We start from the raw sequence: 25,483 nt of genomic DNA, 5'->3' as shown, positions 1-25,483 counted from the left end.
GATAGTGGATAGTGGATAGTAAAGAAGAAAAAAACTACCCACTACCCACTTAATAAATGACTAATGACTAATGACTAATGACTAATCTAATTGCCCATCGGGGGTATAGCGCGATCGCGCCCGAAAATACCCTTGCCAGTTTTCAAAGCGCTTTAGAACAACCGATTATTGGGGTTGAATTTGATGTTCATTTATCTAGAGATGGGGTTCCTGTTGTGATTCATGATGCAACTGTGGATCGCACAACAAATGGTCAAGGAAATGTTGCAACAAAAACTGTTAAAGAATTACAATCACTAGACGCAGGGAGTTGGTTTGATCCTCGTTTTTCTCAAGAGACGATCCCCACTTTAAGTGAGGTGTTAGAGCTTTTTGCTTCTAGTAATGTTCATTTATATATTGAATTGAAATATCCGCAAACTTGGTCGTTTCAGGGAGCTAATCATTTAATTACACTGTTGGAAACGTGGCGCGATCGCTGCACGATTATTTCTTTTGATCATAAATTTATAACCAGCCTTCGAGAACAATTTCCAGAATGCGCGATCGGTTATGGAATTGCTGATCCCAGCCAATATACAGAAGATTATTTGGCGACACTTAACCTGAATCATGCAGCAATTTTGCCTCACTTTTCTTTAGTTTTAACATCTCCTTATGTAACATCAACTTGCTTACGCCAAGACCCTATTGAAATTATCCCTTGGACTGTGGATGAAATCGCCGTTGCAGAAAAACTTGCTGATTTTAACCTCAATAAAATGATTAGCAATACACTCTTGCAAGAAAGTCGTTAAATCTGATTAAGAAACTCCAGTAAGCGATTAATCCCCCAAAACTGATCTTCAACGCCATTGTTTTGACTAATATGGGAAACGTGACCGCCATGATTGGTTAATAAAAGATGACCATAAGAATTATCTTCTACTCTCCTCTTCATTTCAGGAATAATCCTAGGCTCAAAAATGGGATCATCGGCTGCATAAACAATCAGATAAGGAAGCTGTAGCTGATCCAGTAAATACAACCCTGCGGTGGAATCATAGTATTCCGTATCACTAGCAAATCCATAGTAATTAATCACAATTTCCCGATCAAAACTGCGAATCGAATCAATGCGATCAACCACACGGGGATCAACCGATTCTGGAAACTGGGCTGCTTTTTTTCGCGCTTCCTCTCTTAACTCCCGAGCAAACTTGTTTTCGACGATACGCCCAAAGGGATAACTGACTAAATAATCGAGCGTCCAATTTGATTCTAGATTAGGGGTTAAGGTTGCTGCTGCTTGAATGAAAGAACGATTCTCTTGGGCTGCTTTCAAGCCCCATAAAGCCACTTGTCCTCCCAAAGAAAACCCAATCAAAACGACTTTTTCTGGACAACCCAGTGTCACTAACTGTTCCGCTAGTCGAACTTGATCTAATCCTTCCCACCAACCATCTGACATTGGGACTGGGGAGAGTTCCGCACTTTTCCCATGACCGCGCCAATCGTACAGTAAAACCGCCCATCCCTGAGTATAGGCTTTATGAGCCGTTAAATAAGCGTACCACGATTGTTCCGTATTGCCTGTGATCCCGTAGTTAATAATAATCGTGCCATCTGCATTCGGTGGACAAGCCCATTTTCCCCACAAAGGGACATCCTCCGCCCCCAGAAAAACTTTTTCTTCCCACGGTAGAGAAGAAGAACTGGGTAACCATCCCACCTGTTCTTTCCAGATTTCCCACGTTTTCCCGTACCAATAAGTTGTAGCAATGGTCTGCACAATCCCGTTACGGAGATACCGAGGTGGAGTATAAGATGTAAAGGAAGTTGTCATCACTGGTAATAAAGACCTATTATTCGTTATAATTCTTAAGACTTGTTGAAGATAGTTATAATTAGCCTTATCACTTCTTCAAAAAATCTTTATCAAGAAAAAAGGATTGCAACAAAACTTCTATAATCGGTAGGTAAATCTTAATTTTTCCTTTACACATCTTGTCAAACCCTAAACAAAAGTATAGCTAACGCTATCATAATGATGCCTCGAATCCTTGTTATTGATGATGATCCCGCCATTTCGGAATTAGTTACGATTAATCTTGAAATGGCAGGCTACACCGTAGAACCTGCAAATGATGGTATTAAGGGTCAAGCCCTCGCAGTACAACTGCAACCCGATTTAATCATGCTTGACCTGATGCTACCTCGCGTCGATGGTCTCACTGTATGCCAACGCTTACGGCGTGATGATCGCACTGCTGACATTCCGATCTTGATGTTGACGGCTTTGGGTCAAACTCAAGACAAAGTAGAAGGGTTTAATGCTGGTGCAGATGACTATCTCACCAAACCCTTTGAAGTGGAAGAAATGTTAGCGCGAGTCCGCGCCCTTCTCCGTCGCACTGATCGTATTCCCAAAGCAGCAAAACACAGCGAAATTCTCAATTACGGCCCCCTGACCCTTGTTCCCGAACGGTTCGAGGCGATCTGGTTTGGTCAAACCGTGAAGCTGACCCATTTAGAGTTTGAACTCCTGCACTGCTTATTGCAACGCCATGGACAAACGGTATCTCCCAGTGAAATCCTGAAGGAGGTGTGGGGTTATGATCCCGATGATGATATTGAAACCATTCGGGTGCATATTCGCCATCTCCGCACTAAACTGGAACCAGAACCCCGTCATCCCATGTACATCAAAACGGTTTATGGGGCTGGGTACTGTTTAGAGTTACCCAGTGAAGGAGCATCAGGAACTGAAAACTCAGCAGCCTTAGAAGAACAGACGTAACCTCATTGGGAGGAAACCATGGAAGTAAAACGTTTACCGGCTCTGTCGGACAATTATATTTTTGTCCTTTATGATCCGAAGCAAAACATTGCAGCTACGGTTGATCCTGCTGAGGCAAAACCGGTTTTGAACTGTCTGCAAGAACTAAATGCCGAGTTAGTTGCCATTTTTAATACCCATCACCATTTTGATCATGTTGGTGGCAATCGCGAACTCAAAAAACACTATCCTCAAGCCGTGGTCTATGGTAGTGCAGATGATGAAGGGCGTATTCCTCATCAAGAAATGTTTTTAAAAGAAGGAGATACGGTAACGTTTGGCGGACGTTCAGGGGAAGTGTTGTTTGTCCCTGGACACACCAGTGGTCATATTGCCTACTATTTCCCCCCTGCTGAGGGGGAAGCTGTCGGTGAACTGTTTGCTGGTGACACCATGTTCGTTGGCGGTTGTGGGCGTTTATTTGAAGGCACACCGCGTCAAATGGTGGACTCGTTAAGTAAGTTAAAGCAGCTTCCTGATCAAACGCGATTGTGGTGCGCCCACGAATACACCCTGAAAAATTATAAGTTTGCCATTAGCATTGAACCGAATAATCCTGTCGTGCAAAGGCGTTATCAGGAAGTACAACAAGCCCGTCGGGAAGGAAAAGCAACTGTTCCTTCACTCTTAGAACAAGAAAAAGAAACAAATCCCTTTCTGCGTTGGGATGATAAAAATTTACAAACGATCGCGCAAACTCAAGATCCAGTGCAGACGTTTGGGCGACTGCGTGGGATGAAAGATCAATTTTAAGTAAGGAGTGATAACCAATGAAAGCATTTGTGGCGGGGGCAACGGGAGAAACGGGACGACGAATTGTTCAGGAGTTGGTGCGCTCGAATATTCCCGTGCGGGCGTTAGTGAGAAATTTGGAAGTGGCAAAAGAAATTTTACCGCCAGAAGCAGAGTTGGTTTTGGGGGATGTCTTGAAACCAGATAGCTTACAAAGTGCTATTACCGATTGTACCGTTGTTCTCTCCGCAACGGGGGCGCGTCCTAGTCTTGATCCCACTGGTCCTTACCAAGTGGATTATCAAGGAACAAAAAATCTGATTCAACTGGCAAAAGAGAGTAATATTGAACAGTTTGTCATGGTGTCTTCTCTCTGTGTCTCCCGCTTTTTCCATCCCTTAAACTTGTTTTGGCTGGTTTTGTATTGGAAAAAGCAAGCAGAAGCAGAGTTACAGCAAAGTGGCTTAACTTATACAATTGTCCGTCCCGGGGGCTTGAGAAATGAAGACAACCCCGATGCAGTGGTGATGTCTCAAGCGGATACTTTATTTGAAGGGAGTATTCCCCGTCAGAAGGTGGCGCAAGTGTGTGTTGCTGCGTTGAGTCAACCAGAAGCGAAAAATAAAATTGTGGAAATTGTTGCTCAACCAGAAGAATCCCCCCGCAGTTGGGAGGAATTATTCGCCCAAGTTTAACCTGAACTTTCGTTAATGAAACGGGCAAAACTAAGCTCATTCACTTGATTCCACTGGGAAACTTGGTCTCGAAACTGCTTCCATTGCTCATAAACTTCCTTAAAGGTAGCATCTTGGCTGGCGTTCTCTTCATACAGTTCAAATGCTGCCTTTTGCGCTGCTTGCATAATTTCTGGGGAATAGGTTCTTAATTTCGTTCCGCCTTGGATCAGTCTTTGTAACGCTGCCCCATTGAGTGCATCATATTTCGCTAGCATATTCAGATTCGATTCCATCGCTGCGGTTTTAAAGATTTCTTGGTATTCTTTCGGTAATTGATCCCAAGCTGAGCGATTGACTTGCACTTCTAGCATTGCTCCAGGCTCCCACCAACCTGGATAATAATAGAAAGGGGCTGCTTTTTGTAAGCCTAACTTTTCGTCATCATAGGGGCCAACAAATTCCGCAGCATCAATCACTCCTCTTTCTAGGGCTAAGAAAATTTCGCCACCGCCAATCACTTGCACATTGACCCCTAAGCGAGACATTACTTTTCCTCCTAAACCAGGAATACGCATTTTTAAGCCATTGAGGTCACTCGCTGTCTTGATTTCTTTGTTAAACCAACCCCCCATTTGCGCCCCAGTATTCCCCGCCGGGAAGTTAATGACATTAAAATCAGCATAGAGTTTTTGCATGGCTTCTAAGCCACCGCCATGATAAAGCCAGGCATTTTGTTGTTGGGCGGTTAAACCAAAGGGGACGGTTGTGCCAAAGGCAAGGGCGGGATTTTTGCCGATGTAATAGTAACTGGCACTATGACCACATTCCACTGTTCCCGCTTGCACGGTATCTAACACTTGTAGGGCGGGGACAATTTCTCCAGCAGCATAGGGTTCAATCGTAAAACGTCCGTTAGTCATTGCCGAAACACGGTCAGCAAGCCTCGTTGCGCCTCCATAAATGGTATCGAGAGAATTGGGCCAACTGGTTGCCATCCGCCAACGCACTTGGGGTAGAGTGCTAGTGTCAGTATTAGAAGAAGAATTGGTGGCTTGAGAACAAGCAGCAAGGGCACTGGTACTTCCCAGCGCGATCGCGCTATTTTTAATCAATTGTCTCCGTTTCATTGGCTTTGTCTTTCCTCATTTGTTGTTTTTTGGAATTTGACAAGATTAAGGGGCATTTGTCAAGTCTAGAGCGGTTAAAATATTTCAGATTATTTTTTCTGTTTGATTACAATTTTCAAAACCCCACAGCCAGACGAATCACTGAACAAAGAACAAAGAACAAATAATAAAAAATGATTTGGATTATTTTTGCAGTGTCAACAGCGTTTTTTGAATCGGCAAAAGATGTGGCGAGTAAACAGGGTTTAAAGCGATTAGATGAATATGTTGTTGCTTGGTCGATGATCTTTTTCACCCTCCCTTTAATGCTTCCTTTATTAGCAATTATTGAAGTGCCAGAACTGGGAGATAACTTTATCTTTGCTCTTGTGGCTGGGGGAAGTTTTAATGTGGTTTCGATGCTGCTTTATATTCGAGCGTTAAAACTCGCTGATTTGTCTTTAGCTGTGCCTTTAGTGACGTTTACTCCTTTATTTTTATTGATTACATCTCCTCTGATTGTGGGAGAAAAACCGAGCGCGATCGACGCTGTTGGCATTATTTTTATTGTTACTGGTTCTTATGTTCTCAACTTAAAACAAAAGCAGAAAAGTTATTTTGCTCCCTTTCAATCCTTACTAAAAGAAAAAGGGTCACAACTGATGTTATTGGTTGCGTTTATTTGGAGTTTAAGTTCAACGGTTGATAAAGTGGGAGTACGAAATTCTTCACCAACATTTTGGGCAATTGCCAACTATAGTTACATTGCTGCAGGAATGTTGCCCATTATGTTGTATAAATCTCGAAATAGTCTTCAGCAGGTGGTTCGTCACTTACCCACCCTAGTTCCCATCGGTTTTCTACAAGGTTTAGTGGTACTTTGTCAGATGCAAGCCATTAGTTTAACGCTTGTGGCTCACGTCATTTCGATTAAACGGATGAGTGCCTTGCTGAGTGTGTTTTGGGGACATTTGATTTTTAAGGAAAAAGGCTTGCGGGAGCGGGCTGCTGGTGCAACCGTAATGGTAGTGGGTGTTTTATTAATTACTTTAGGTTGACTATTTCTGGGGTTTCTTTTCCGAAAATCCCCAAACAAAGACGATCGCGACAGCAGCAATTAACAACCATTGCGGAGGAACAAAACTGGGAGCAACCACACGCAGCAACAGTCGTAAACCGACAAACCCCACTGTGATGTAACCCGCATCTTCCAGATGGACATATTCGTCTAACCAACGGATAAATAATCCAGCAAGGAAGCGCAACGTAATCACACCAATGGTTCCCCCTGTAATAATGAGCCAAGTTTTTTCTGAAATCGCGATCGCGGTGGTCACACTATCCAAGGAAAAAGCTAAATCAGTTAAGGCAATCATCGGAATTGCTTGCCAAAAGGACTTAAACTTTGGACCATGGTGGTGATGACTGTTGTCTTCTTCATCTGAGGTGAAATAGCTGAAGACAAGCCACAGGAGATAAGCAGCCCCAAGGAGTTCAAACTGCCAAAACTGGATCACCCAAGTGGCCGTAAAAATCAGGGTCATCCGTAAAATGTACGCTGCCACTAAGCCGAAATTGAGGGCTTGCCGTTGTAATTTATGTCCTTCTAATCCTTGCGCGATCGCTGCTAAGGCAATGGCATTATCTGCGGATAAAACTGCCTCCAGCGCCACTAAAACAACTAATAAGATGGGGGTTTCAACCCCAACATTCGGGGAAAAATCTAAAATTTGGTCAATCATTCACAACTAGAGTTGCACGGAAGCAGAAATTATTCTTCTTTCCAATTTTAACCTTTACCCGCGTCAAAAAAATCCCCCCTCGACTGAGGGAGGAAAATTGGGCTTTGTGCTTTATGTTAATTTGTTTGAGACAAAAGGCTCACAATTAAGCGGTTTGAGCAAATGCAATTAAACCACTTCTGCTTCGCTGACTGGATTGGCAAAGAAAGCAGTGCCTTCAAAGTCATAGTCAGGTAAATTTTCTTGGATAAAGTTGCTTTCATCGGTAAAGGAGGTATAGAAGTGTCCACCCCCTTCTGCATCAAAGAAACGGAAAACGGGAACTGTTTCAGATAAAGACTCTTCATAAGCGAAGAAAGCAGTCCCTTCCGACACGAATTGAGAAAGATTATCTTCAACAAACTCTTTCTCTTCTTCACTGGCTGTATAGAAGTGTTCTCCTTCAGCAGGATTATAAAAGCGGAAGACTGGCGTTGCATTCTCGTCGTCTTCTTGGGCTGCTAAGAAAGCAGTTCCTTCAAATTCATAGTCAGGTAGATTATTGTTAACAAAATCTCGCTCCTCTGCACTGGCTGTGTAGAAGTGTCCTCCTGTTACCGTATTAAAGAATCGGAAGATTTCATCACCAGCAGGAGTCGGATCGTCGTCATTATCCGCGATCGCGCTCTCTACCGCGACCACATCTCCCAGACTCAAGCCCTCACTGGGATTAGAAATGGTAAAGGTGGCAGTTTCCTCTCCTTCTTGGACTGTATCATCATTGACCGTTAAGCTCACTGAGCCACTGGTTTCCCCCTCAGCAATACTGATCGCGGTGGGAATCTCACCTGCAAAATCGTCTGCATCCACATCGCCACCAAGGGTTAAATCAACCGTTTGTTCCTCACTGACAGCTTCCGAAGCAGTAGCGGTGAGAGTAAAGACAGTTTCTTCAGCTTCACTACCACTGGTGGGGTCAACAGAAAGTTCAACAGTAGGTAATTCAGGAGGTTCAGGGACAACACCATCTAAGGCAAAATCATCTGCCGTTAACGAATCAGTAAAGTCCTCTAAAACAGCGAGGGGAATCTCTTCTCCCTCAGCAGTAACAGAGATAATTGTATTATCCGTTTGCTGAATATTTAAATCCTCAAAGGTGGCAACAATATCACCTAAACCATCAATACCGATAACATCTGTTCCTTGAGCAAAATCAGTAATCAAGATCGAAGATTGGGGAAGTTCCGCTTGCGCGATCCAGAACTGATCGCTACCAGCCCCGCCACTGAGGGTATTACCCGCTAACCCAGCAAATAGACGGTCGTTACCATCGCCACCATTTAACGTATCAGGATTATCAGGAACATTGCCACCGAATAAATCATCATCTCCAGCTTCACCGTTGAGGACATTTCCGCCACCGCTAGGAGTGGCTTCTAAGATATCATCACCCTCTCCGCCATTGAGAGTACCATTCGTTCCTGCAATGAGTTCATCAACCCCTGCGAATCCATTCAGTGTATTCCCACTAAAACCAACTGCTTCTAGGAGATCATCTCCTGCTGATCCGTCTAATACCTCATCATCAGCTTCAGCAAAGAGTTCCACCCCTTCTGGTGTGGGTTCGGGTTCGGAATCATCTTGTAAGCTAGCAATTTCTACGGTTTGGTCATCAAATTCTAAGAACTCAAAGTTAGTTAGAGTGTCTGTGTTCTCTCCAACTTGAACCGTATTCTCATCAATAATTTCAACATTAGTTTCAGCAAAGGAACCGCTATAGCTTCCAGTATCCTCTCCTTCACCGCCATCAGCGTTGTTATCGCCATTACCGCCAATCAAGGTATCATTATCAGGTCCGAGATCAATGACATCGTTGCCAGCCCCTGGATCGACTATATCGTTTCCTTCAAAGCCTTGGATGAAATCATTACCGCCTGTACCGGTGAGCTCATCATCTTCTGCTGTGCCTAAAATATCAATGAGGACACCGCTACCACCGCCATCACCAATGGTGCTGGTGCCAAAGTTAGCAACAAATAAACCAGAATCCAGCGCTTGGTCACCAGTATCACCAACACCAATTTTTACAGTATTTTCTCCTTGATTAACAGGAGCAAAAATGGTTAATGCAGAGCTAACACCATCGTATTCAATGGGCAAAGTACGGGTTTCACCGCCAAAATTTTCTGGCAGCAGACCACCACTGTCATTATCAATGAAATTACCCAGAGCTAGATTTTCATTAATAATACTGAGGGGTTGGTTCTCATCATTGTTAAAGAGTGCTTGATTTTCCCCATTGACAAAAACAGCAGCAACATCAACAAATGAGGAATCAGAAAATTCAGGAAATTCATCAGAGCCAAAGAGTAGATCAAACGTTACTGAAGTAACATCAGGATCATCAACCGTAAATGAAAATTCTAGGATGTTAGCATCCTGAACCGTTCCAGCACTTTCAAATGCACTATCGGCAACAGCTTGAAGATCTTCATCAGTATTGCCCTCTTGGTTGACAGTATATCCGCTTTCTGTATTTTCAGTGGGAGGTGTCGCATCCCCCGATGTGAGCAAGATACCAGAATCAATATTGAGTTCCAGACTGCCATCATAGAAGGATGTTTGTGGTTCAGTAATAAACCCACCGCTATAGGAAATACTATCAGGGTCAATTGTGAGGCTTGATCCCTCTTCTAGAATTGCCTCAACTAGAGTGATTGGGTCATCCGTTTCTGGATTAAAAGGACTAAAAATTGGCATTTCGTCTTCCATTTTGATTACCTCATAAAATATCAGCGAATCTAGCATCATTTAAACATAAAAAGGTGGCAAAGTTTTTTTTATCAACTGCCACCTTAATTAATTCCAAAGATTTAGTCATTCATGATGCCAAGTGTTGGTTAGGAGAAGGAGGGGCGTTCCTCCTCCTCAGATCGACTAATCAGCCTAGCTCACTGTTCCAGTTTCAAAAACAAAGTTGTCTTCACTGATTGTGTCAGCTTGGACTCCTAATAAGATGGCTAAGTCTTGATCAGAAGTTGCAATGACAGTGTTGTTTTCACTGCTTCCAATGACGAGATCGCTAAACTCTAAATCAACACCAGCAATTCCCAAGACATCCTCACCGGCGGAGAAGTCGGTAATGATGTTTGCACTTTCAGGTAAATCACCATTGGCTAACCAGAATTGATCCGCATCTGCGCCACCAGTTACGGTGTTATTGCCCCCTTCGACAAAGAACGCGCGATCGCTGCCGTCACCCCCGACTAAACGGTTGTTGCTACCAGCAAAGAAATCGTCATCACCGACACCACCAGAAAGACGGTTGCCCGAACCAACTGTTGCCTCTAGGATATCGTTTCCTGCACCACCAAAGACGCGATCGTCTGTACCCGCAACAATTTCATCATCACCAGCACCGGCGTAGATGCGGTTACCCCCACTGCCTTCAGCAGCAAAGATAGCATCGTCTCCTTCACCTGCAAAGACCAAACTGTTCTCGCCAGCAAAATCAACAGTGGCTTCTAGGGTATCGGCTTCTAAACCGCCAAAGCTGAGTTCTTCGGGTTCAGGTTCAGGTTCAGGTTCAGGCTCTTGCAGCGAAAGATTAACAATGCGAGTATCTTCACTGACAGGAGTATCCTCTTGAGAGAAGACAGGCGTATTGGGATCATCATCAGCAGGGAAGTTTTCCGCAAGATACTCAGCCAGAGCATCTTGTTCAGTGCCATCATCAGCAAATGTTGCCTCGCCAGTCTGAACGCCTTCCTGAGTGAGTTGGACAAGGTTAACCCGCTCAATCACTTCTGAATTACCCACTGCACCGACTTCTGGATCAGTGTTGGTATTCGGGAAAGGATAACCATCGCCACCACTAATAAAGTTCCCCTCGTCGTCAAACCGAGGTTCAGCCAAGAAACCAAGCGTTACAATTCGGAATTCTTCCGTTGCATCGCCAACAATCTCGCCATTGTCAACTAGCTCAGCAATAGAATTACCGCTTTCATCGACAATACTTGCCTCTTGAATTCGGTCACCAGAAGGTAGTTCTGGATCGTAGGAGAACTCAACACCGGCAATTTGCGGGAACTGACCCGCTACTTCGGGAAGTGCGCTGACACCGTGTTCAAGGACATCAACCAGTTCTTCCTTGGTCAGTGTGAGCAAGGTCAAGCCATTATTGAATGCTAAGGTCGTTACAATGTCGGTTTGGCTAATTCCTCCTTCTGGCTTAACAAGCTCCCCATCAATGACAATTTCTTCGTTCGGGATCCGAACTGCTTCATTTCCGCCAGGGGGAACCAATGTTTCTCCAATGGAGGCGCGGATACCACCCCCATTTTTAATGGAAGCAACAACTGTGGGGTCAGTTTCTTGCGCTTCTGCTAAGTTAGCATCAGCCGTGAGATTACCAAGGTTTGTTTCTTGAGTCCGAACGCCATCTAAAGGACCACCAGAGCGATTTCCATTGAGGAACACATCAGAAAGACCAAAGAGATTCGATTCAGTTTCAATAATTTGTGCTTCAATTTCATCGGCAATTTGTTGAACTTCTGGATCAACTAAATCACCTGCATTGAGATCGGCTACACCTTGGTCATCTGTGGCATAAGCACCAGATACATTGGCATCGTAGCTTTCTGGGATAATATTACCTTCGGCATCAAAATCGAGAACTAAGCGACCCACATATTTATAGCTGCCATCTGTGTTGACGACTGCTGTTGAAGTACCGCCAGCATTGGTGATGAATTTAGGATACTCCCCTTGGACACTGTCCCCTTCACGAGGACGGTCATTTTCATCAAAGAGACGAGTATTAGAACCGCCACCGACAATGATATCAACATTTTCTAAGCGCTCAGCCAGTGCTTCCTCAATGCTGAGTTGCTGCATATGAGCCAGCAGAACAACTTTATTCAGATCGGGGTTATCAGCCAGTAACAGATCCACTTCCGACTGAATTTCACTGGCTAGTGCATCAAGTTGGGCATCGGTTGGGTTAGTGTTAAACGGACTCGGTGAGATCCCGACATTACCGGGAGAGGAGAGAGCAGCAAGATTTGGTGTTGTTGCACCGAGGACACCAATGTTTTCACCATTGACATCAATGAGGGTCGAGGAGGTTACGGTATTCGGTTGTGGGGGCTGACCACCTTCAACTTCTAATGGTGATAAGTTTTCATCAGTGGAGAAGTCAAGATTAGTCGCGAGGTAAGGGAAGTTTGCTCCAGTAAAGTCTGAACCAAGGATCGTACCACTGTCTGGGTTTTCTGGATCTTCCCCTGCTGAGCCGTCAATTAAGCTGGCTAAGGTTTCTGTGCCAAAATCAAATTCATGGTTTCCGAGCGCGATCGCGCTAAAGCCGAGTTCATTCTGAATTTGGATGTCACCAATACCGTTGGCCCCATAAACTGCTTCCGATGCTTCAAAGAAGACTCCACCAATAAAGGCATCACCAGAAGAAAGGGTTAATGTATTATCTTCTAAGCCATCATTCCCCAAGTCTTGCTCTCTCAACGCATTGAGGACAGCCGAGAAATTCGGAGCATCACTCACTGCTGGGGCTGCACCCTCCTGATCGGCAGCATGGAGTAGTTCTAAAGTAAAGGTTTCTTGCTGAGCGACATCAATGTTGTAAATTGTGGTTGAACCACTGATTTCGTTTCCGACAGCGAGTAAGGGTTGACCATTGGGGCTTTCTTCAGCAGAAATAAAGTCAAAGCCTTCGGGTCCTAAATCCCCTGCTGCGGGATTGAGACTTTCATCCTCAAGTTGTACTGAAATCGGATCGCCATTGTCATCAACAAAGTTGCGATTATTGATGTACTCAACGAACTCAGGGGACGTGGGGTCAGACAGGTTATAGACCATGATGCCACCGATGCGTTCTAAACCAATGAAAGCATAAGGAGTTCCCTCAATAACGCCTGTCGCGATCGCTTCTGGTTCCGGTCCTTTGGCATCACTGCGAGCATCAAACTCATTGACATCATTATCGTTATTGAAAGCAATTTCGGGTAAGATCCCTTGCTGAATTTGATCGGCAATAATCTTCTCGAAATCATCGCCGCTATCAAAGATCAAGTTACCCGATTCATCAAAGACAGAGAAGGAACGACCACCGTAGTTATAGAGTTGTTCAATTAAGCCATCGCCATCGGTATCCCCAGTAGCACTGGTAAAGTCGAGTTCGCCCAGACGATCTTCGGCTAACAGTTCCGCAATGGTTTCGCCAGTGGAAGCAACATCAGTTTCCACGTCGGGGGTATCGTCATCGTTGAGATCCAATAACTCATTTTCTAATAAGTCATCGAGACCGACTTCTTCACTGAAAGTGTCGTAATCCCGAGCATCCCCTTCATTGGCAGTCACAATGTAGCTTTCACCATCAACTTCAAAGCTGGCAATAGAGTCAGGCTGAAGCATTCCAAGGGAAGGAATGGTCTGGAAGTTAATGCTATCTTCATCGCTAGCATCCAGTTCATTTTCAGGGAGGCTATGGTCTTTAAACCCAAGCGGTAAGATATCGGTAACTTCACCAGCATTCAAGTCAACAACGGCAAAAGCATTGTTTTCTTGCAGAGAGACATAAGCAGTGGTACTCTCAGCATTTACTGTAATGTACTCTGGTTCTAAGTCTTGAGCAACGGTTGCATCCGGTCCAAAGATTCGCACACCGCTTTCCTCTAACGCTGCTTGTTGGTCATTAAAGTCAGTAAAGCCAGCATTAGTAACTGTGGCATTTTCCACACTATCAGAAATATCGATGATGCTTACAGAACCTTCCGGATCAATGCTGTAATCATCGCTGGGTTCACCTTCATTCGCCACTAAAACTGTATTGCCATCGGGGCTGAAAGTGACCATATCCGGTAAAATACCTACTTCGACGCTGTTGATTACATTGCCTTCAGTATCAAAGAACACCACTTGTCCATTAGCATCAATCTCCTCGGCTTCAATGGCAACGGCAACAATGCCATCATTAACCGCAACACTGTTTGCACCATCGCCAAAGCTAGTAGCATCAATCGACGGTTGAACGAATTGACCTCGAATCTCACCACTGTTGAAGTTTTCCGTGTGGAGATTAACATACAATCCTTCTGTACGTGCCAATTCTGCTTCTTCTTCTGTAAGATTGAATTCACCACTGAAGACTCCTGAGAGACCGTCATCAAAGGTATCCACAGTTAAATTACGCAGAATTGGTCCATTTTCACCAGCAACTCCTGTATGGATATGAATAGCACTTTGAGGATTTCCTTCTGCATCTTCTTCTGGACCCACTTGGAATAATGGACTGGAGAGACCGCTAAAAGTACCTCGTACAGCGAGCGTGTTGTCTTCACTGATAGTAAAGATATAATCACCTGTGGCTGAACCATCGGGTACATCTTCAACCTGTTGTGCTTCTGTCATTGGGTTTGCAACAGGGTTACCGGGGTCACTTAGATTGAGAATGTCAACGGTTACTGCGTCGGAGTTAATGACAAACAAGCGTTCGCTTCCTGCATCATAAGCAACAATTTCTGCTGCCCCTTCATCAAAGACACCCGTTTCAAATCTGCCAGCAACAGAAAGTTCTAGTTCATTAGTCGGTTCAGGGGCTTCAATGGGTTCAGGTTCTTCTACCATATCCGCCACGCTATAAATCGTAGTTGAACCACTGACTTCGTTTCCAACCGCAAGCAAGGGTTGATCGTTAGGACTGTCTTCGGCAGGAATAAAGTCAAAGCCTTCGGGTCCTAAATCGCCCACGGCAGGATTAAGACTTTCATCTTCCAGTTGCACCGAAATCGGTTCACCATTCTCATCAACAAAGTTGCGATTATTAATGTACTGAATAAATTCTGGCTCACTGGGATTCGATAGCTCGTAAACCATAACGCCACCAATCCGTTCTAAGCCAATGAAAGCATAGGGGGTATCATCAACCATGCCTGTAACAATGGCTTCGGGTTCGGGTCCTTTGGCATCACTGCGAGCGTCAAACTCGTTCTCATCATTGTCATTGTTGAAGGCAATTTCCGGTAAGATGCCTTGTTCGATCTGATCCGCGATAATTTTCTCAAACTGATCACCGCTATCAAAGACTAAGTTCCCGAACTGGTCAAGGATAGAGAAGGAACGACCACCGTAGTTATAGAGTTGTTCAATTAAGCCATCGCCATCAATATCCCCAGTGGCATTCGTGAAGTCGAGTTCGCCCAGACGATCTTCTGCTAACAGTTCAGCAATGGTTTCCCCAGTGGAAGCAACATCAGTTTCTGTATCAGGGTTATCATCATCGTTGAGATCGAGTAACCCATTTTCTAATAAGTCATCGAGACCGACTTCTTCGCTGAAAGTATCGTAATCCCGAGCATCCCCTTCGTTAGCAGTGATGATGTAGTTTTGTCCATCGACGGCAAAGCTGTCAATAGCATCAGGCTGAAGCATTCCGAAGGAAGGAATATTTTGGAAGTTAATGCCATCTTCATCGCTGGCATCAATCTGGTTACTTTGATTGAAGGAAATAATACCAAGGCTGGTATCTTTGGTTTCGGGTTCAAAGTCGTTATCGTTTAAAACCGCGAGAGACCCATCATCAAGGAGGGCAATTCCTTCCGGTTTATCACTGGGGAGATAGCCCAAAGAAGGAAGGTTGGTGACTTCGGTTTTGCTGACAGCTTGAATCCCTTGATCTGCTAGTTCATCAGCATTGAGTTGTTCTAAGGTTGTTCCTTCAGGAAGGCTAGGTGCATCTTCGGCTAAGAGGTTAGTTGCACCAGAGAGGTTGATTTCGTAAACAACTTTGTTGCTGGTGGGTTCAGTACCCGAGTCGCGCTCAACCACGAAGAATTTACCATCGCCAGCAAAAGTAGCTGCACCAATTTTATCGATATTGCCTTCGCTGAAAGCAGGTTTTTCCAGCAAATAAACGTATTCAGCAACAGGGTTACCAGTAGCAGGATCAATCCCCAACATCCGAATCACTTGGGAATTATCAGAGACATCACGGTTAAATTCCCCAGTCCCATCAGTTCCCAGTGGGGTTTGGATAAAGGCGTAGAGAATGCCTTCTTCTGTATCTAAGGAAACGGCTTCAAAGCCACGATTGTCGCGAGCGCTGAGGTAGTCTTCAGGTAGGGTTTCGCTGCCAAAAGTGACATCATCATCAGGATTGGGATCGGTTCCAGCAGGAACAAAACGATCAATTAACGTGCCATCGGTGTCAAAGTGGTAAATGGAAGGACGATATTCATCGACTGTCCAGAATGTGCCATCGGCAGGGTTGACAACCACACCTTCCATATCTGCCCCAAAGGGATCAAAGTCAAGCAGATTTCCTTCTGCATCTTGTCCTTGACGACCACTATCATCCCCTTCTAAGTTGGGCAGACCGGTAAGGGGGGTTCCATCTTGGCGTGTTAAACCAATGGTTTCGGTGAAGGTAATCTCGCCAGTTTCAGGGTTTAATTCAAAGCGATTGAGACTCGGTTGGAAATCAGGAAGTGCAAAGACTCGAACATCATTTTCGCCGTCGCCATCTAAGTCTTCGCTTCCGAGGTCAGGACCGCGATCGGGATGAGTGATAAATTCTAAGTTACCGTCTTCGTCAACGCCTTCAAAGAATAAGCCAGACAGCCCACCAAGGGGAACACCAGAAGGATCATCACTATTGCCAAGGAGTAGGGAATTGGCTTCTAGGACAGTATCACTAATTTCAAATTGTTCTAAAGTGGGTAAGCCTCGACTATGGTCTTTGAACCCTAACGGTAAAATGTCTTGAACGGTTGCGGTTTCAAGATCAACAACGGCAAGGGCATTATTTTCCTGTAGGGAGACATACGCCGTTGTGCTGTCTGGCGTAACCGTAATATATTCAGGTTCTAAATCCTGAGCAACAGTGGCATTAGGGCCAAAGATACGTACACCCCGATTGATTAAGGCTTCTTTTTGGTCGTTGAAAGCAGTAAAGTCAGCATTAGACACTGTACCTGCTTCTAAATCAATAATACTGACAGAGCCTTCTGGATCAACGGTATAGTCATCATTGGGTTCTCCTTCATTGGCGACTAAAACTTTAGTGCCATCTGGGGTAAAAGTGACCATATCGGGTAAAACGCCAACTTCGACCAGAGCAGGTTCACCACCACTTGTATTAAAGAGAAGCACTTGTCCGTTGCTATCTACGGTTTCGCCCTCAATCGCAACCGCAATAACTCCATTGTTAACAGCAACACTATTTGCACCATCGCCAAACTGAGTCGCATCAATCTGATCGATGCGAGTGGGATTGGTGGGGTCACTCAGATCAAGGATGTCAACGGTTGTTGCATCGGAATTAATAACAAAGAGGCTTTGTGTTCCAGCCTCGTAGGCGACAATTTCTGCTGCGCCTTCATCAAAAACGCCTGTTGTAAATGTTCCAATGGGATTCAAGTTAATCGCCATATCATCGTCTCCAGTAAAATTAAAATTTGCAAGTAACGGTTCATGGTCACTTGTTGTTATGGTCAATTCGCGATTCGTATGAACAATGTCAAATGCTACGGATTCGACTAGGGAGTCACTCACGAGAATATGATCCAGTTGTTGGGATTTTCCTTGGAAAATAAAGCTATAGCGTTCATCTTCAGGAAACGACCCTCTCCCACATCACATTGTCAATTTCCACGTCATTAAACTCATCTCGGTAAGGAGAGGTGTGTCCAGCGCCTTGAATGTCATCAATTCTTGTCATTCGTCACTCCTAGGATCAGCACTCCACACGACACTGAAAAACACCTATCTGAAGATAGATGAATGACTTATTTTTTTTAATCCAGATATAGCAAATAACATAGTTAATTATGTACTTTACTCACCACACCCTTCGCCAAGTTATCACAAAACAACTCTTGTTTTTCTTGTTTTTATTTAAGAAAAGGTTATGGTTAATTTAAGGTTTATAAAAAATGGTTTTTAATTATTATGAAAAAGGAAAGGAAAAGGAAATCACATTCCTTAAACCTTTAGCAATCCTAAATCAATTTTGGATTATCCCCCCTTCGCCCCCCTTGGTAAGGGGAATCCCCCCTAGCGCCCCTTGGTAAGGGCAGGATTGTTTCATTCTATTTTTTTGCCTGTTCCAGAGATTAGGAATAGCAGGGGTTTTACGGCTTTTTTCTTATGAATAACTCAAATCAGAAGAAATATGCGCGTAGAGTGAAGCTCGTGCCGAAGGCTTCGCGCCCATCCATAAGGGTTTCAGTGCAATCGCTGCCAATTTTTCCCCCGAGAATGAAACAGCCCTGCCTTGGTAAGGGGAATCCCCCCCAGCCCCCCTTGGTAAGGGGGGTCGTTTGATTCTCCTGAAATCACCTTCAGGTGGGGAGATGGGGAGATGGGGAGACCAAATCTCCCTCCAGCTTGGTTTTTGCTCATTCTAGACTTTAGGAAAAGAAAGCAATTTCGCTTACCAACCCTATTTACCTTCCAAGTTTAATAACTGTTGTTGCCAATTCAGGGCAGAATTACTGGTTGTGGTTCTGGCAACTTCAAAGGTTTTATTGACCGCTTCTGGACTTTGCAGCAGTTCAACGCACAACTGAGCAATGGTTTCCCGACTGACTTGACCCTTGAGCGTGTCCCCTTGTTCTAATTGTAATGACTCGGATTCTGTTTCCTCGGTTAGGGCGCAAGGACGAATAATCGTATAGCGTAAACCACTTTCGCGAATCGCATTTTCTCCTGCTAGTTTCCAAGTCAAAAGTCCGCCCAATTGCTCATTCATTTGCACTGCGGGAGGCTCTTGGCTAAGGTCAAGATCAGAGCGTCCTGGTCGCGTTACCCCTGCTGAGCTAATTGTAATCCATTGTGGGGTGGCTTCTCCGCCATAGGCTGCAATTTGTTCGACTTCTAGGCGAAAGGTTCCCGGTTGAAAATGAGGATTGAGGGCTTTATCGTATTCAAATTTACTTAACATCAACTGCATGGAATCAATTGCTGCTGCATTGAAATCAGGTGCATCGTCCATGGTTTTTGCCCGAAAGACAGGGGTGAGTTCGGCGAAAGGAACATAGACATCAATCCAAGTGTCTTTTTCCGTATCAAAGGAGTAGGCATAGCCAATCCCATCCCAACGATTGTCGCAACGGAGAAAGAATTTATAACGGTTACCATCTCCTTTCACTCGTAAATAAATCCCTTCGTATCCCGATAAATCTAAATTGGGTTCAAAATTGCGGGTGCGAACTGAAGTAAATCCGCCATTATTTTCTGTGGAAACATTCCCAGAAAAAACTGCTTTTTCCCCTTCTTGAGCAAGTCCACTCTCACTGACACCGCCCATAACAACATCATCTAAAGCCCCCCACATTGCTGGTAGGTTGCTGTTGGTATTGCGAAAATTAAAAATTGGAAAATAAGGAGTATCCAATAGGGATTGTTTGGCAAGTTGGATCAGATTCTGAATGCCTTTATATTCCACCGCTTCTGGGGTTGATTCTGCAACTTCTGGTTCGTAGAATTTGACCCCTTGATAATATTTTTCCCGATCAGGGGTATCTCCTTCTACGGGTTGAATGCGCGTCCCCGTACAACAAATAACGGCGGTAACATTTGCTATTAAGTCTGGCTTTAAACTATCGGGAATGGTAATATCTCCTTCGTAAAATTCAACATCATCCCCTAAAATCGATCGCGCACGTTCAATGCTACGGACTAACGCCCGCACGGGATAGTTTTTCTGCTGTAGGCGTTGCAGGACCCGTTTCCCAACGCCACCCGTTGCACCTGCTACCAGAATGGTTCCCGTTTGGGGGTTCAGTGCTTTCGGTTGAGCGATCGCTTGTTTGCCTAAAATCATTTGTTTTACTCCAGGAAGACTGCTGATGACAGGAAGGACATCAAAATAAGTTAAGGTTCTAATCAAACGACACAGATCCCAAGATTGTTTTTGGTTCATGGGGCTAACCTGCTTGATGGTGAATATGTGTTAAAGTTGGTTAAGAATAATGTAACGAATATGGCAGAAAACTTAACCAACAGTCCAGAAATGAAATATGGGGAGCGAGAAATTGCGGAAGGGGAACTGATTACATTTCCCAATCCTCGCCCAGGACGGCGTTATAAAGTTGATGTGAGCCTCCCAGAGTTTACCTGTAAGTGTCCCTTCTCAGGTTATCCAGATTTTGCTACGATTAATATTTCCTATATGCCAGATCAGGCGATCGTTGAGTTGAAAGCCATTAAACTGTATATCAATAGCTATCGCGATCGCTACATTTCCCACGAAGAGGCGGTCAATCAGATTTTAGATGATTTTGTGGCTGCCTGTGATCCTCTAGAGGTGACGATCACAGGGGATTTTTCGCCACGGGGAAATGTGCATACGGTGGTGGAAGTTCATCACCAACAGCCTCGGGTTTAACCGATCGCGCTTAACTTAATCTCTTTTCTAACCCTTTTCTGGCTTCTTCGCGATCATCAAAGTGAACTTTTTCCGTTCCCAGAATTTGATAGTCTTCATGTCCTTTTCCAGCAATTAAAACCCCGTCTCCTGGTTGAGCCATGGCGATCGCGCTGGCAATGGCAACGGCGCGATCGCGCTGGACAATCGTTTCTGCATTTGCCATTCCTTCTAAAATATCCTCAATAATCTGTTGTGGATCTTCTGTGCGCGGATTATCGGAAGTCACCACAGGAACATCAGCAAGATCGCTGGCAATTTTCCCCATCAACGGACGTTTTGTTCGATCGCGATCTCCGCCACAGCCAAACACACAAATCAGTCGCTGGGGAATAAAAGGACGGGCAGCCCGTAATAAATTCTCTAAACTGTCAGGTGTATGAGCATAATCGACAATGACGCTAATGTCTTGACTGGGAGCAACCACCACCCGTTCCATCCGTCCAGGAACGCCTGTAAAGTTCGGTAGAGCCTGCGCGATCGTTTCTAATTCTACGCCTAAATGTAATGCTGCGCCCACGGCTGCGAGTAAGTTGGAAAGATTAAATTCTCCCACTAAGGGTGAACGAAATGTTATCTCTCCTTGGGGAGTTTTCAGCGTTCCTTGTACGCCACTGGCTTCGTAAACCAAGTTCTCAGTATAAAGATCCGCACTGGTATCTTGCCGACTATACCGCCACACTTTTTCCGTTGCCAGTTCTTGGATTAAACGTTGACCATAGGGATCATCTTGATTGATAATGGCGCGATCGCGCAAGTATTCCTTACGAAACAAAAGAGCTTTCGCTTGAAAATAGTTTTCCATTGTCTCATGGAAGTCGAGATGATCTTGGGTGAGATTAGTAAACACCGCCACCTCAAAGGCACATCCCTTAACCCGCCCTTGGGCTAAAGCATGAGAACTCACTTCTAACACAGCATACTCATTGCCCGCCGAAAGTGCAGTTGCCAGTTGAGCTTGTAATTCTGCTGGAAACGGTGTGGTATGCGTTGCTACTTGATTATAGCCTTGCCAACGGGCATACAACGTTCCGAAGAGGGCAGTCGATTTTTTGGCTACGGAAAGGAAAAATTCAATCAGGTGTGTGGTGGTAGTTTTGCCATTCGTTCCTGTGACTCCCACCAGTTTTAACTGTTGAGAAGGGTGATTATAAAATGCAGATGCTAATTGTCCATACACATCATTGATATTTTCGATAACAAACACAGAAAACTCTGATGTCGGAGGATAGCGTTTGGCTGCATCTGGGGTAATAATCGCCGCGATCGCGCCCGCAGCGATCGCACTCCGCCAAAAATCTCCGCCATCTACACGGGTACCCGGTAAGCCAATAAATAACTCTCCTCCTTGACATTGATGGGAGTTAGTAACAATCGCCGTCACCTCTTTCTCTAAGTTAGGCGCATCCGACAGCGCCGAAAGTTGGGGAACTGTCGCCAGTAACTCACGTAACTTCATGATGATTTTTTCCTCCTCAAACCGAGTGCGAGCAAATGACCTCTTCTCATCTTCTAATAAGATCCTCCCCAACTCCAACTCCCCCACTCCCTACAAACAAGTTGGAGTCGTAGGGTGGGCAAAGCAAACCCGACAAGGTAGTCCTTCCATTCCCCCCTTTCTAAGGGGGTGAGGGGGGATTTCCCTTTCTAAGGGGGGTGAGGGGGGATTTCCCCTTTCTAAGACCCTTTTTCCTTTCCCCAGCGCGTAGCCCTATGTGACATCACCGAACAGACAAAAAATAGAACCCGCTAAGCCTTACGCTTAAGCACCCAAATTTCGAGAAGTGACCATTCCTCACCAGGATAGTTTTCTTGTTCTAATGCCGAGAGTCGGCGGTGGCGGGTAGCGGTGCTGCCAACAAAGGTTAAGTGGTCAAGGAGAATGCGTTTGGTCGCATCTGCTTTTTCTAAGCCGAAGGGATTGAGGAAGTTAACAATGCAGTATCCTTCTCGATTGGCGTTGGCAAATGCCCCAATTAAGTCTTGAATCGCGCTTTCTTCTAAATAGACCAATGAAGCCGTAGAGACCAGAATATCCGCCTTACTCATCGTTTGCAAGACTTGTGCTTTCTTTTCAGGAGTCGGTTGATTCAGATCCGCTTGAATTGTTGTGTCGAAAATCCCCGCGTTTTGGGCATAATTCAGCGCATTTTCTGAAATATCGATGCCAGTGGTTTGTAAGTTCAGGCGACGAGGTTTGAGAGGGGTTTGTGCGGTTTCTGTGTCTTTCCAGTTTTCCCGAATCTCATCCACGGTCATATTATGCGCGATCGCGAGGGTTGTATTGCCAAAACAGCAACACAGATCCACATAAGGAATAGGCTGTCCCCCCTGTTGCTCACACCAGGGCAAAATTAAGCGATCAAAAGTCTGCCGATTATTGTTATCAGAGATATAATCTAACGCATCAATAATCCGCTCCTTAAAGGGAACCGGTGTCGATTCCATATAAATATCGTCAAAATGCTGTTTTTTCTCGTCCGTTTTAACACCAGAGTTTTGGCTCATCAGTTATTCCATATTCAGTCCAACAGAGCAACGATACCTGATTAAGTCCCACTGTCGCAAACCAATTGAGCAAAAGAGTTAGAAAAGTCCTTGACATCCATAAAGGAGGCGGGTAGCATTAAACTGAATCAGCCCCAATATACGATTATCATGATGAGTTAAGTCTAGAATTTAAGCTAATTTGTACCAAAAACTGGTTCTCCTAGCACTAATCCAATTTTCCAGTTCGCGAATACCAGTTCTGCTCAAAATCAATTTTTAGTCAAGCTGGGAACTTGCGACTAATAAAAAACGTCTAGGCTGCCAGTTCGTTAAAGACCACTCGGTGTGAGGTAAAGCAAGTAATGGCATTTATAAGTGAATCAAAAGCAAGAAGTTTCTTTGACGAGGACTTTTATTTAACGAATAATCCAGATGTAGAAGCTGCCGTGGAAGCGGGAACTCTTGAAAGCGGGTTTCAACACTTCCTCGAATTTGGCTTGGCTTTCAGCGAAGCAGACGCATTGGTTCGCCCCCCAAGCGAAGCCTTAACCTTTTTTTCAGAAGAAACCTATTTAGCAGAAAATCCTGATGTAGCCGACGCGGTTGCTAATGGGGATTTTGTTAGCGGTCTAGAGCATTTCTTAGCCTTTGGCTTGAATGAAGGTCGCTCAGGAACAGGTTATGACTTCTTTGATCCCCTAAGCTATCTCAATGCTAATGCTGATGTAGCCAACGCGGTTGCAGAAGGCGGTTTTGGGTCTGCTTTAGAGCATTATTTACAGTTTGGCTTTAGTGAAGGTCGTGGTGACTTCTTCTCCTTAAATAATGATGCTATCAATAACATCGTTAATGAAGGAGATACGCTCCTGTTTACCGTCGAAACCAATAATGGCGGGGTTGTCGGTAGTGATGTGGAAGTAGAATTCAGCATTGCTGGCGATATCGATTTGGGTGATATTGTCGGTGAAACCCTCGACGGTACTGCAGTTATTGAAGCGGGAAGTAGCAGCACCACCTTCGAGGTAGAGCTTGCTGAAGATTTAACCACAGAAGATTTTGAAGGGCTGACGGTAACAGCATCCCTTGCTGGTTTTGAGGAGAGTCTTAGCAGTGAAGTAAGCGTTAATGATAGTAGCGTTGCTCCTCTCCCTCCAGCATTCATCATGACCGAAAGCGCCAACGTCGTCGATGAAGGAGAAACCTTAACCTTTACCGTTGGAACAGAAGACGGCAGTGCGGTTAGTGAAGATACCGAAGTTGCACTAACCCTGAGTGGAATTGACGAAGCGGATATTACGGGAAGTCTGGAACAAACAGCAACGATTCTTGCTGGAGAAAGCAGTGCTGACTTCTCCATTGAGCTTGCTGAGGATGAAGCCACTGAAGGGTTAGAAGGCATTGTGGCAAGGGCTGTGGTCAACGGCGATACGATTACTGCTGATGCCGTTGTGAATGATACCAGCATCGCGGAAGAACCGCCAGAGCCCACAATTGCTGTAGAAGTTGCTCCCAATCCTGTGGATGAAGGGGGAACAGCAACTATTACGGTAACCACCACCAATATTGCTGATGGCGAAACCGTTGATTACGCAATTAGCGGTGAGGGCATTGACGCTGAGGACTTTGATGCTCCCTTGACAGGAACTATTGAGATCACTGGCAACACGGGCACTTTAGATCTTCCCGTCGTTGAGGATGTAGCGGAAGAAGGGGAAGAAACCTTCACAACCGCCCTCTCCTTTGGTGAAATTGACGCAAGCATTGATACTGTCATTAATGACACAAGCGTGCCTGATGATCAACCAACCGTTGCCGTTGAAGTTGCTCCCAATCCTGTGGATGAAGGGGGAACAGCAACTATTACGGTAACCACCACCAACATTGCTGATGGGGAAACCGTTGATTACGCAATTAGCGGTGAGGGCATTGATGCTGAGGACTTTGATGCTCCCTTGACAGGAACTATTGAGATCACTGAAAATACGGGCAGCTTAGAGCTTCCGATTGTTGAGGACGTTGCTGAGGAAGGTGAAGAAACCTTCACAACCGCCCTTTCTTTTGGTGAAATTGAGGCAAGCATTGATACTGTCATTAATGACACAAGCGTGCCTGATGATGGTGGTGAAGTGATCTCAATTCCTGCAGGTAGCACTGATCCGATTACGGGAACTGCTGATAGTGATGTCTTCAGCTTTGACTTAGCTGCAGCCCAAGCGTTGGATGACAACACTCAAGTTGACATTCAAGGGTTCTCGGTAGCTGACCCAGCAGACTCCTTAGAACTGGATCTGCCCGATGGTGTTGCTGCTGATGCAACCACTCTTGACCAAGTTAGTGGTGAAACGTTACCCAATGGCGAAACAATTGCTGTACAATCTAACGTCATTACCCAAGAAACAAACGTCACCTTTGGTCCGGATGCTAATGGCGACCTCATTGCCCTTACCCTTGAGGATGTGCTTGACCCAGCAGCAGTTGCTGTTGAAGTCGTTTAGATT

15 protein-coding genes are annotated in these 25,483 nt (G+C 44.9%); 7 read left to right on the top strand and 8 right to left on the bottom strand.

Annotation, left to right across the window (positions count from 1 at the left end; translation table 11 throughout):
• Positions 1–77 precede the first annotated feature (77 nt).
• A complete protein-coding gene (locus PCC7418_RS00435; protein WP_015224213.1) occupies positions 78–797 on the top strand; it encodes a glycerophosphodiester phosphodiesterase family protein in 720 nt (239 codons plus the stop codon).
• On the opposite strand, the gene PCC7418_RS00430 is transcribed toward PCC7418_RS00435, so the two are convergent.
• Positions 794–1,825, bottom strand: a complete 1,032-nt coding sequence (locus tag PCC7418_RS00430) for a YheT family hydrolase (RefSeq protein WP_015224212.1) — start codon at positions 1,823–1,825, stop codon at positions 794–796. The genes PCC7418_RS00435 and PCC7418_RS00430 overlap by 4 nt on opposite strands.
• 204 nt (positions 1,826–2,029) lie before the next feature.
• Here PCC7418_RS00430 and PCC7418_RS00425 point away from each other — a divergent pair, with 204 nt between their 5' ends.
• Genes PCC7418_RS00425 through PCC7418_RS00415 form a run of 3 tightly spaced genes read left to right on the top strand, consistent with a single transcriptional unit; the run spans position 2,030 to position 4,245 of the window.
• Positions 2,030–2,779: a response regulator transcription factor gene (locus PCC7418_RS00425; protein WP_041596095.1), complete on the top strand. Its 750-nt coding sequence runs from the start codon at positions 2,030–2,032 to the stop codon at positions 2,777–2,779.
• Between the two features lie 18 nt (positions 2,780–2,797).
• The gene (gene gloB / locus PCC7418_RS00420) at positions 2,798–3,571 is read left to right on the top strand and encodes a hydroxyacylglutathione hydrolase (protein ID WP_015224210.1); all 774 of its coding nucleotides are present in this window, start codon (positions 2,798–2,800) and stop codon (positions 3,569–3,571) included.
• A gap of 17 nt (positions 3,572–3,588) precedes the next feature.
• Positions 3,589–4,245 carry an SDR family oxidoreductase gene (locus tag PCC7418_RS00415; RefSeq protein ID WP_015224209.1) on the top strand — a complete coding sequence of 219 codons (657 nt, stop codon included), beginning with the start codon at positions 3,589–3,591 and terminating at the stop codon, positions 4,243–4,245.
• Here the strand turns inward: PCC7418_RS00415 and PCC7418_RS00410 are convergent.
• Complete coding sequence (locus PCC7418_RS00410; protein WP_015224208.1) at positions 4,242–5,354, bottom strand: TRAP transporter substrate-binding protein; 1,113 nt, start codon at positions 5,352–5,354, stop codon at positions 4,242–4,244. The two genes, PCC7418_RS00415 and PCC7418_RS00410, sit on opposite strands and share 4 nt — an antisense overlap.
• 173 nt (positions 5,355–5,527) lie before the next feature.
• Here PCC7418_RS00410 and PCC7418_RS00405 point away from each other — a divergent pair, with 173 nt between their 5' ends.
• Positions 5,528–6,391, top strand: a complete 864-nt coding sequence (locus PCC7418_RS00405) for an EamA family transporter (protein WP_015224207.1) — start codon at positions 5,528–5,530, stop codon at positions 6,389–6,391.
• Here PCC7418_RS00405 and PCC7418_RS00400 read toward each other — a convergent pair whose 3' ends face one another.
• The 4 genes from PCC7418_RS00400 to PCC7418_RS00385 all read right to left on the bottom strand — a co-directional run bounded on the left by PCC7418_RS00400 (position 6,392) and on the right by PCC7418_RS00385 (position 19,991).
• Entirely contained in the window at positions 6,392–7,075 is a 684-nt protein-coding gene (locus PCC7418_RS00400) for a TerC family protein (RefSeq protein ID WP_015224206.1), read from the bottom strand.
• 168 nt (positions 7,076–7,243) lie between these two features.
• The gene (locus PCC7418_RS00395; RefSeq protein WP_015224205.1) at positions 7,244–9,826 is read right to left on the bottom strand and encodes a choice-of-anchor L domain-containing protein; all 2,583 of its coding nucleotides are present in this window, start codon (positions 9,824–9,826) and stop codon (positions 7,244–7,246) included.
• Positions 9,827–10,000: 174 nt separating this feature from the next.
• The gene (locus tag PCC7418_RS20695) at positions 10,001–17,620 is read right to left on the bottom strand and encodes a choice-of-anchor I family protein (RefSeq protein WP_015224204.1); all 7,620 of its coding nucleotides are present in this window, start codon (positions 17,618–17,620) and stop codon (positions 10,001–10,003) included.
• An 889-nt stretch (positions 17,621–18,509) separates the two neighbouring features.
• Complete coding sequence (locus PCC7418_RS00385; protein WP_015224203.1) at positions 18,510–19,991, bottom strand: CIA30 family protein; 1,482 nt, start codon at positions 19,989–19,991, stop codon at positions 18,510–18,512.
• 60 nt (positions 19,992–20,051) lie between these two features.
• Here PCC7418_RS00385 and queF point away from each other — a divergent pair, with 60 nt between their 5' ends.
• A complete protein-coding gene (queF, locus tag PCC7418_RS00380; protein ID WP_015224202.1) occupies positions 20,052–20,456 on the top strand; it encodes a preQ(1) synthase in 405 nt (134 codons plus the stop codon).
• Positions 20,457–20,466: 10 nt separating this feature from the next.
• Here queF and PCC7418_RS00375 read toward each other — a convergent pair whose 3' ends face one another.
• A complete protein-coding gene (locus tag PCC7418_RS00375) occupies positions 20,467–21,954 on the bottom strand; it encodes a UDP-N-acetylmuramoyl-L-alanyl-D-glutamate--2,6-diaminopimelate ligase (RefSeq protein ID WP_015224201.1) in 1,488 nt (495 codons plus the stop codon).
• Positions 21,955–22,244: 290 nt separating this feature from the next.
• A complete protein-coding gene (locus PCC7418_RS00370; RefSeq protein WP_015224200.1) occupies positions 22,245–23,003 on the bottom strand; it encodes a hypothetical protein in 759 nt (252 codons plus the stop codon).
• Between the two features lie 344 nt (positions 23,004–23,347).
• Between PCC7418_RS00370 and PCC7418_RS19185 the strand changes: the two genes are divergently transcribed.
• Entirely contained in the window at positions 23,348–25,480 is a 2,133-nt protein-coding gene (locus PCC7418_RS19185; RefSeq protein WP_015224199.1) for a hypothetical protein, read from the top strand.
• The last annotated feature ends 3 nt before the right edge of the window (positions 25,481–25,483 follow it).

Origin of the sequence: Halothece sp. PCC 7418, assembly GCF_000317635.1 — a bacterium.
Taxonomy (GTDB): domain Bacteria; phylum Cyanobacteriota; class Cyanobacteriia; order Cyanobacteriales; family Rubidibacteraceae; genus Halothece.
The sequence above is the reverse complement of the archived record's forward strand: the minus strand, read 5'-3'. Positions and strand labels throughout refer to the sequence as shown.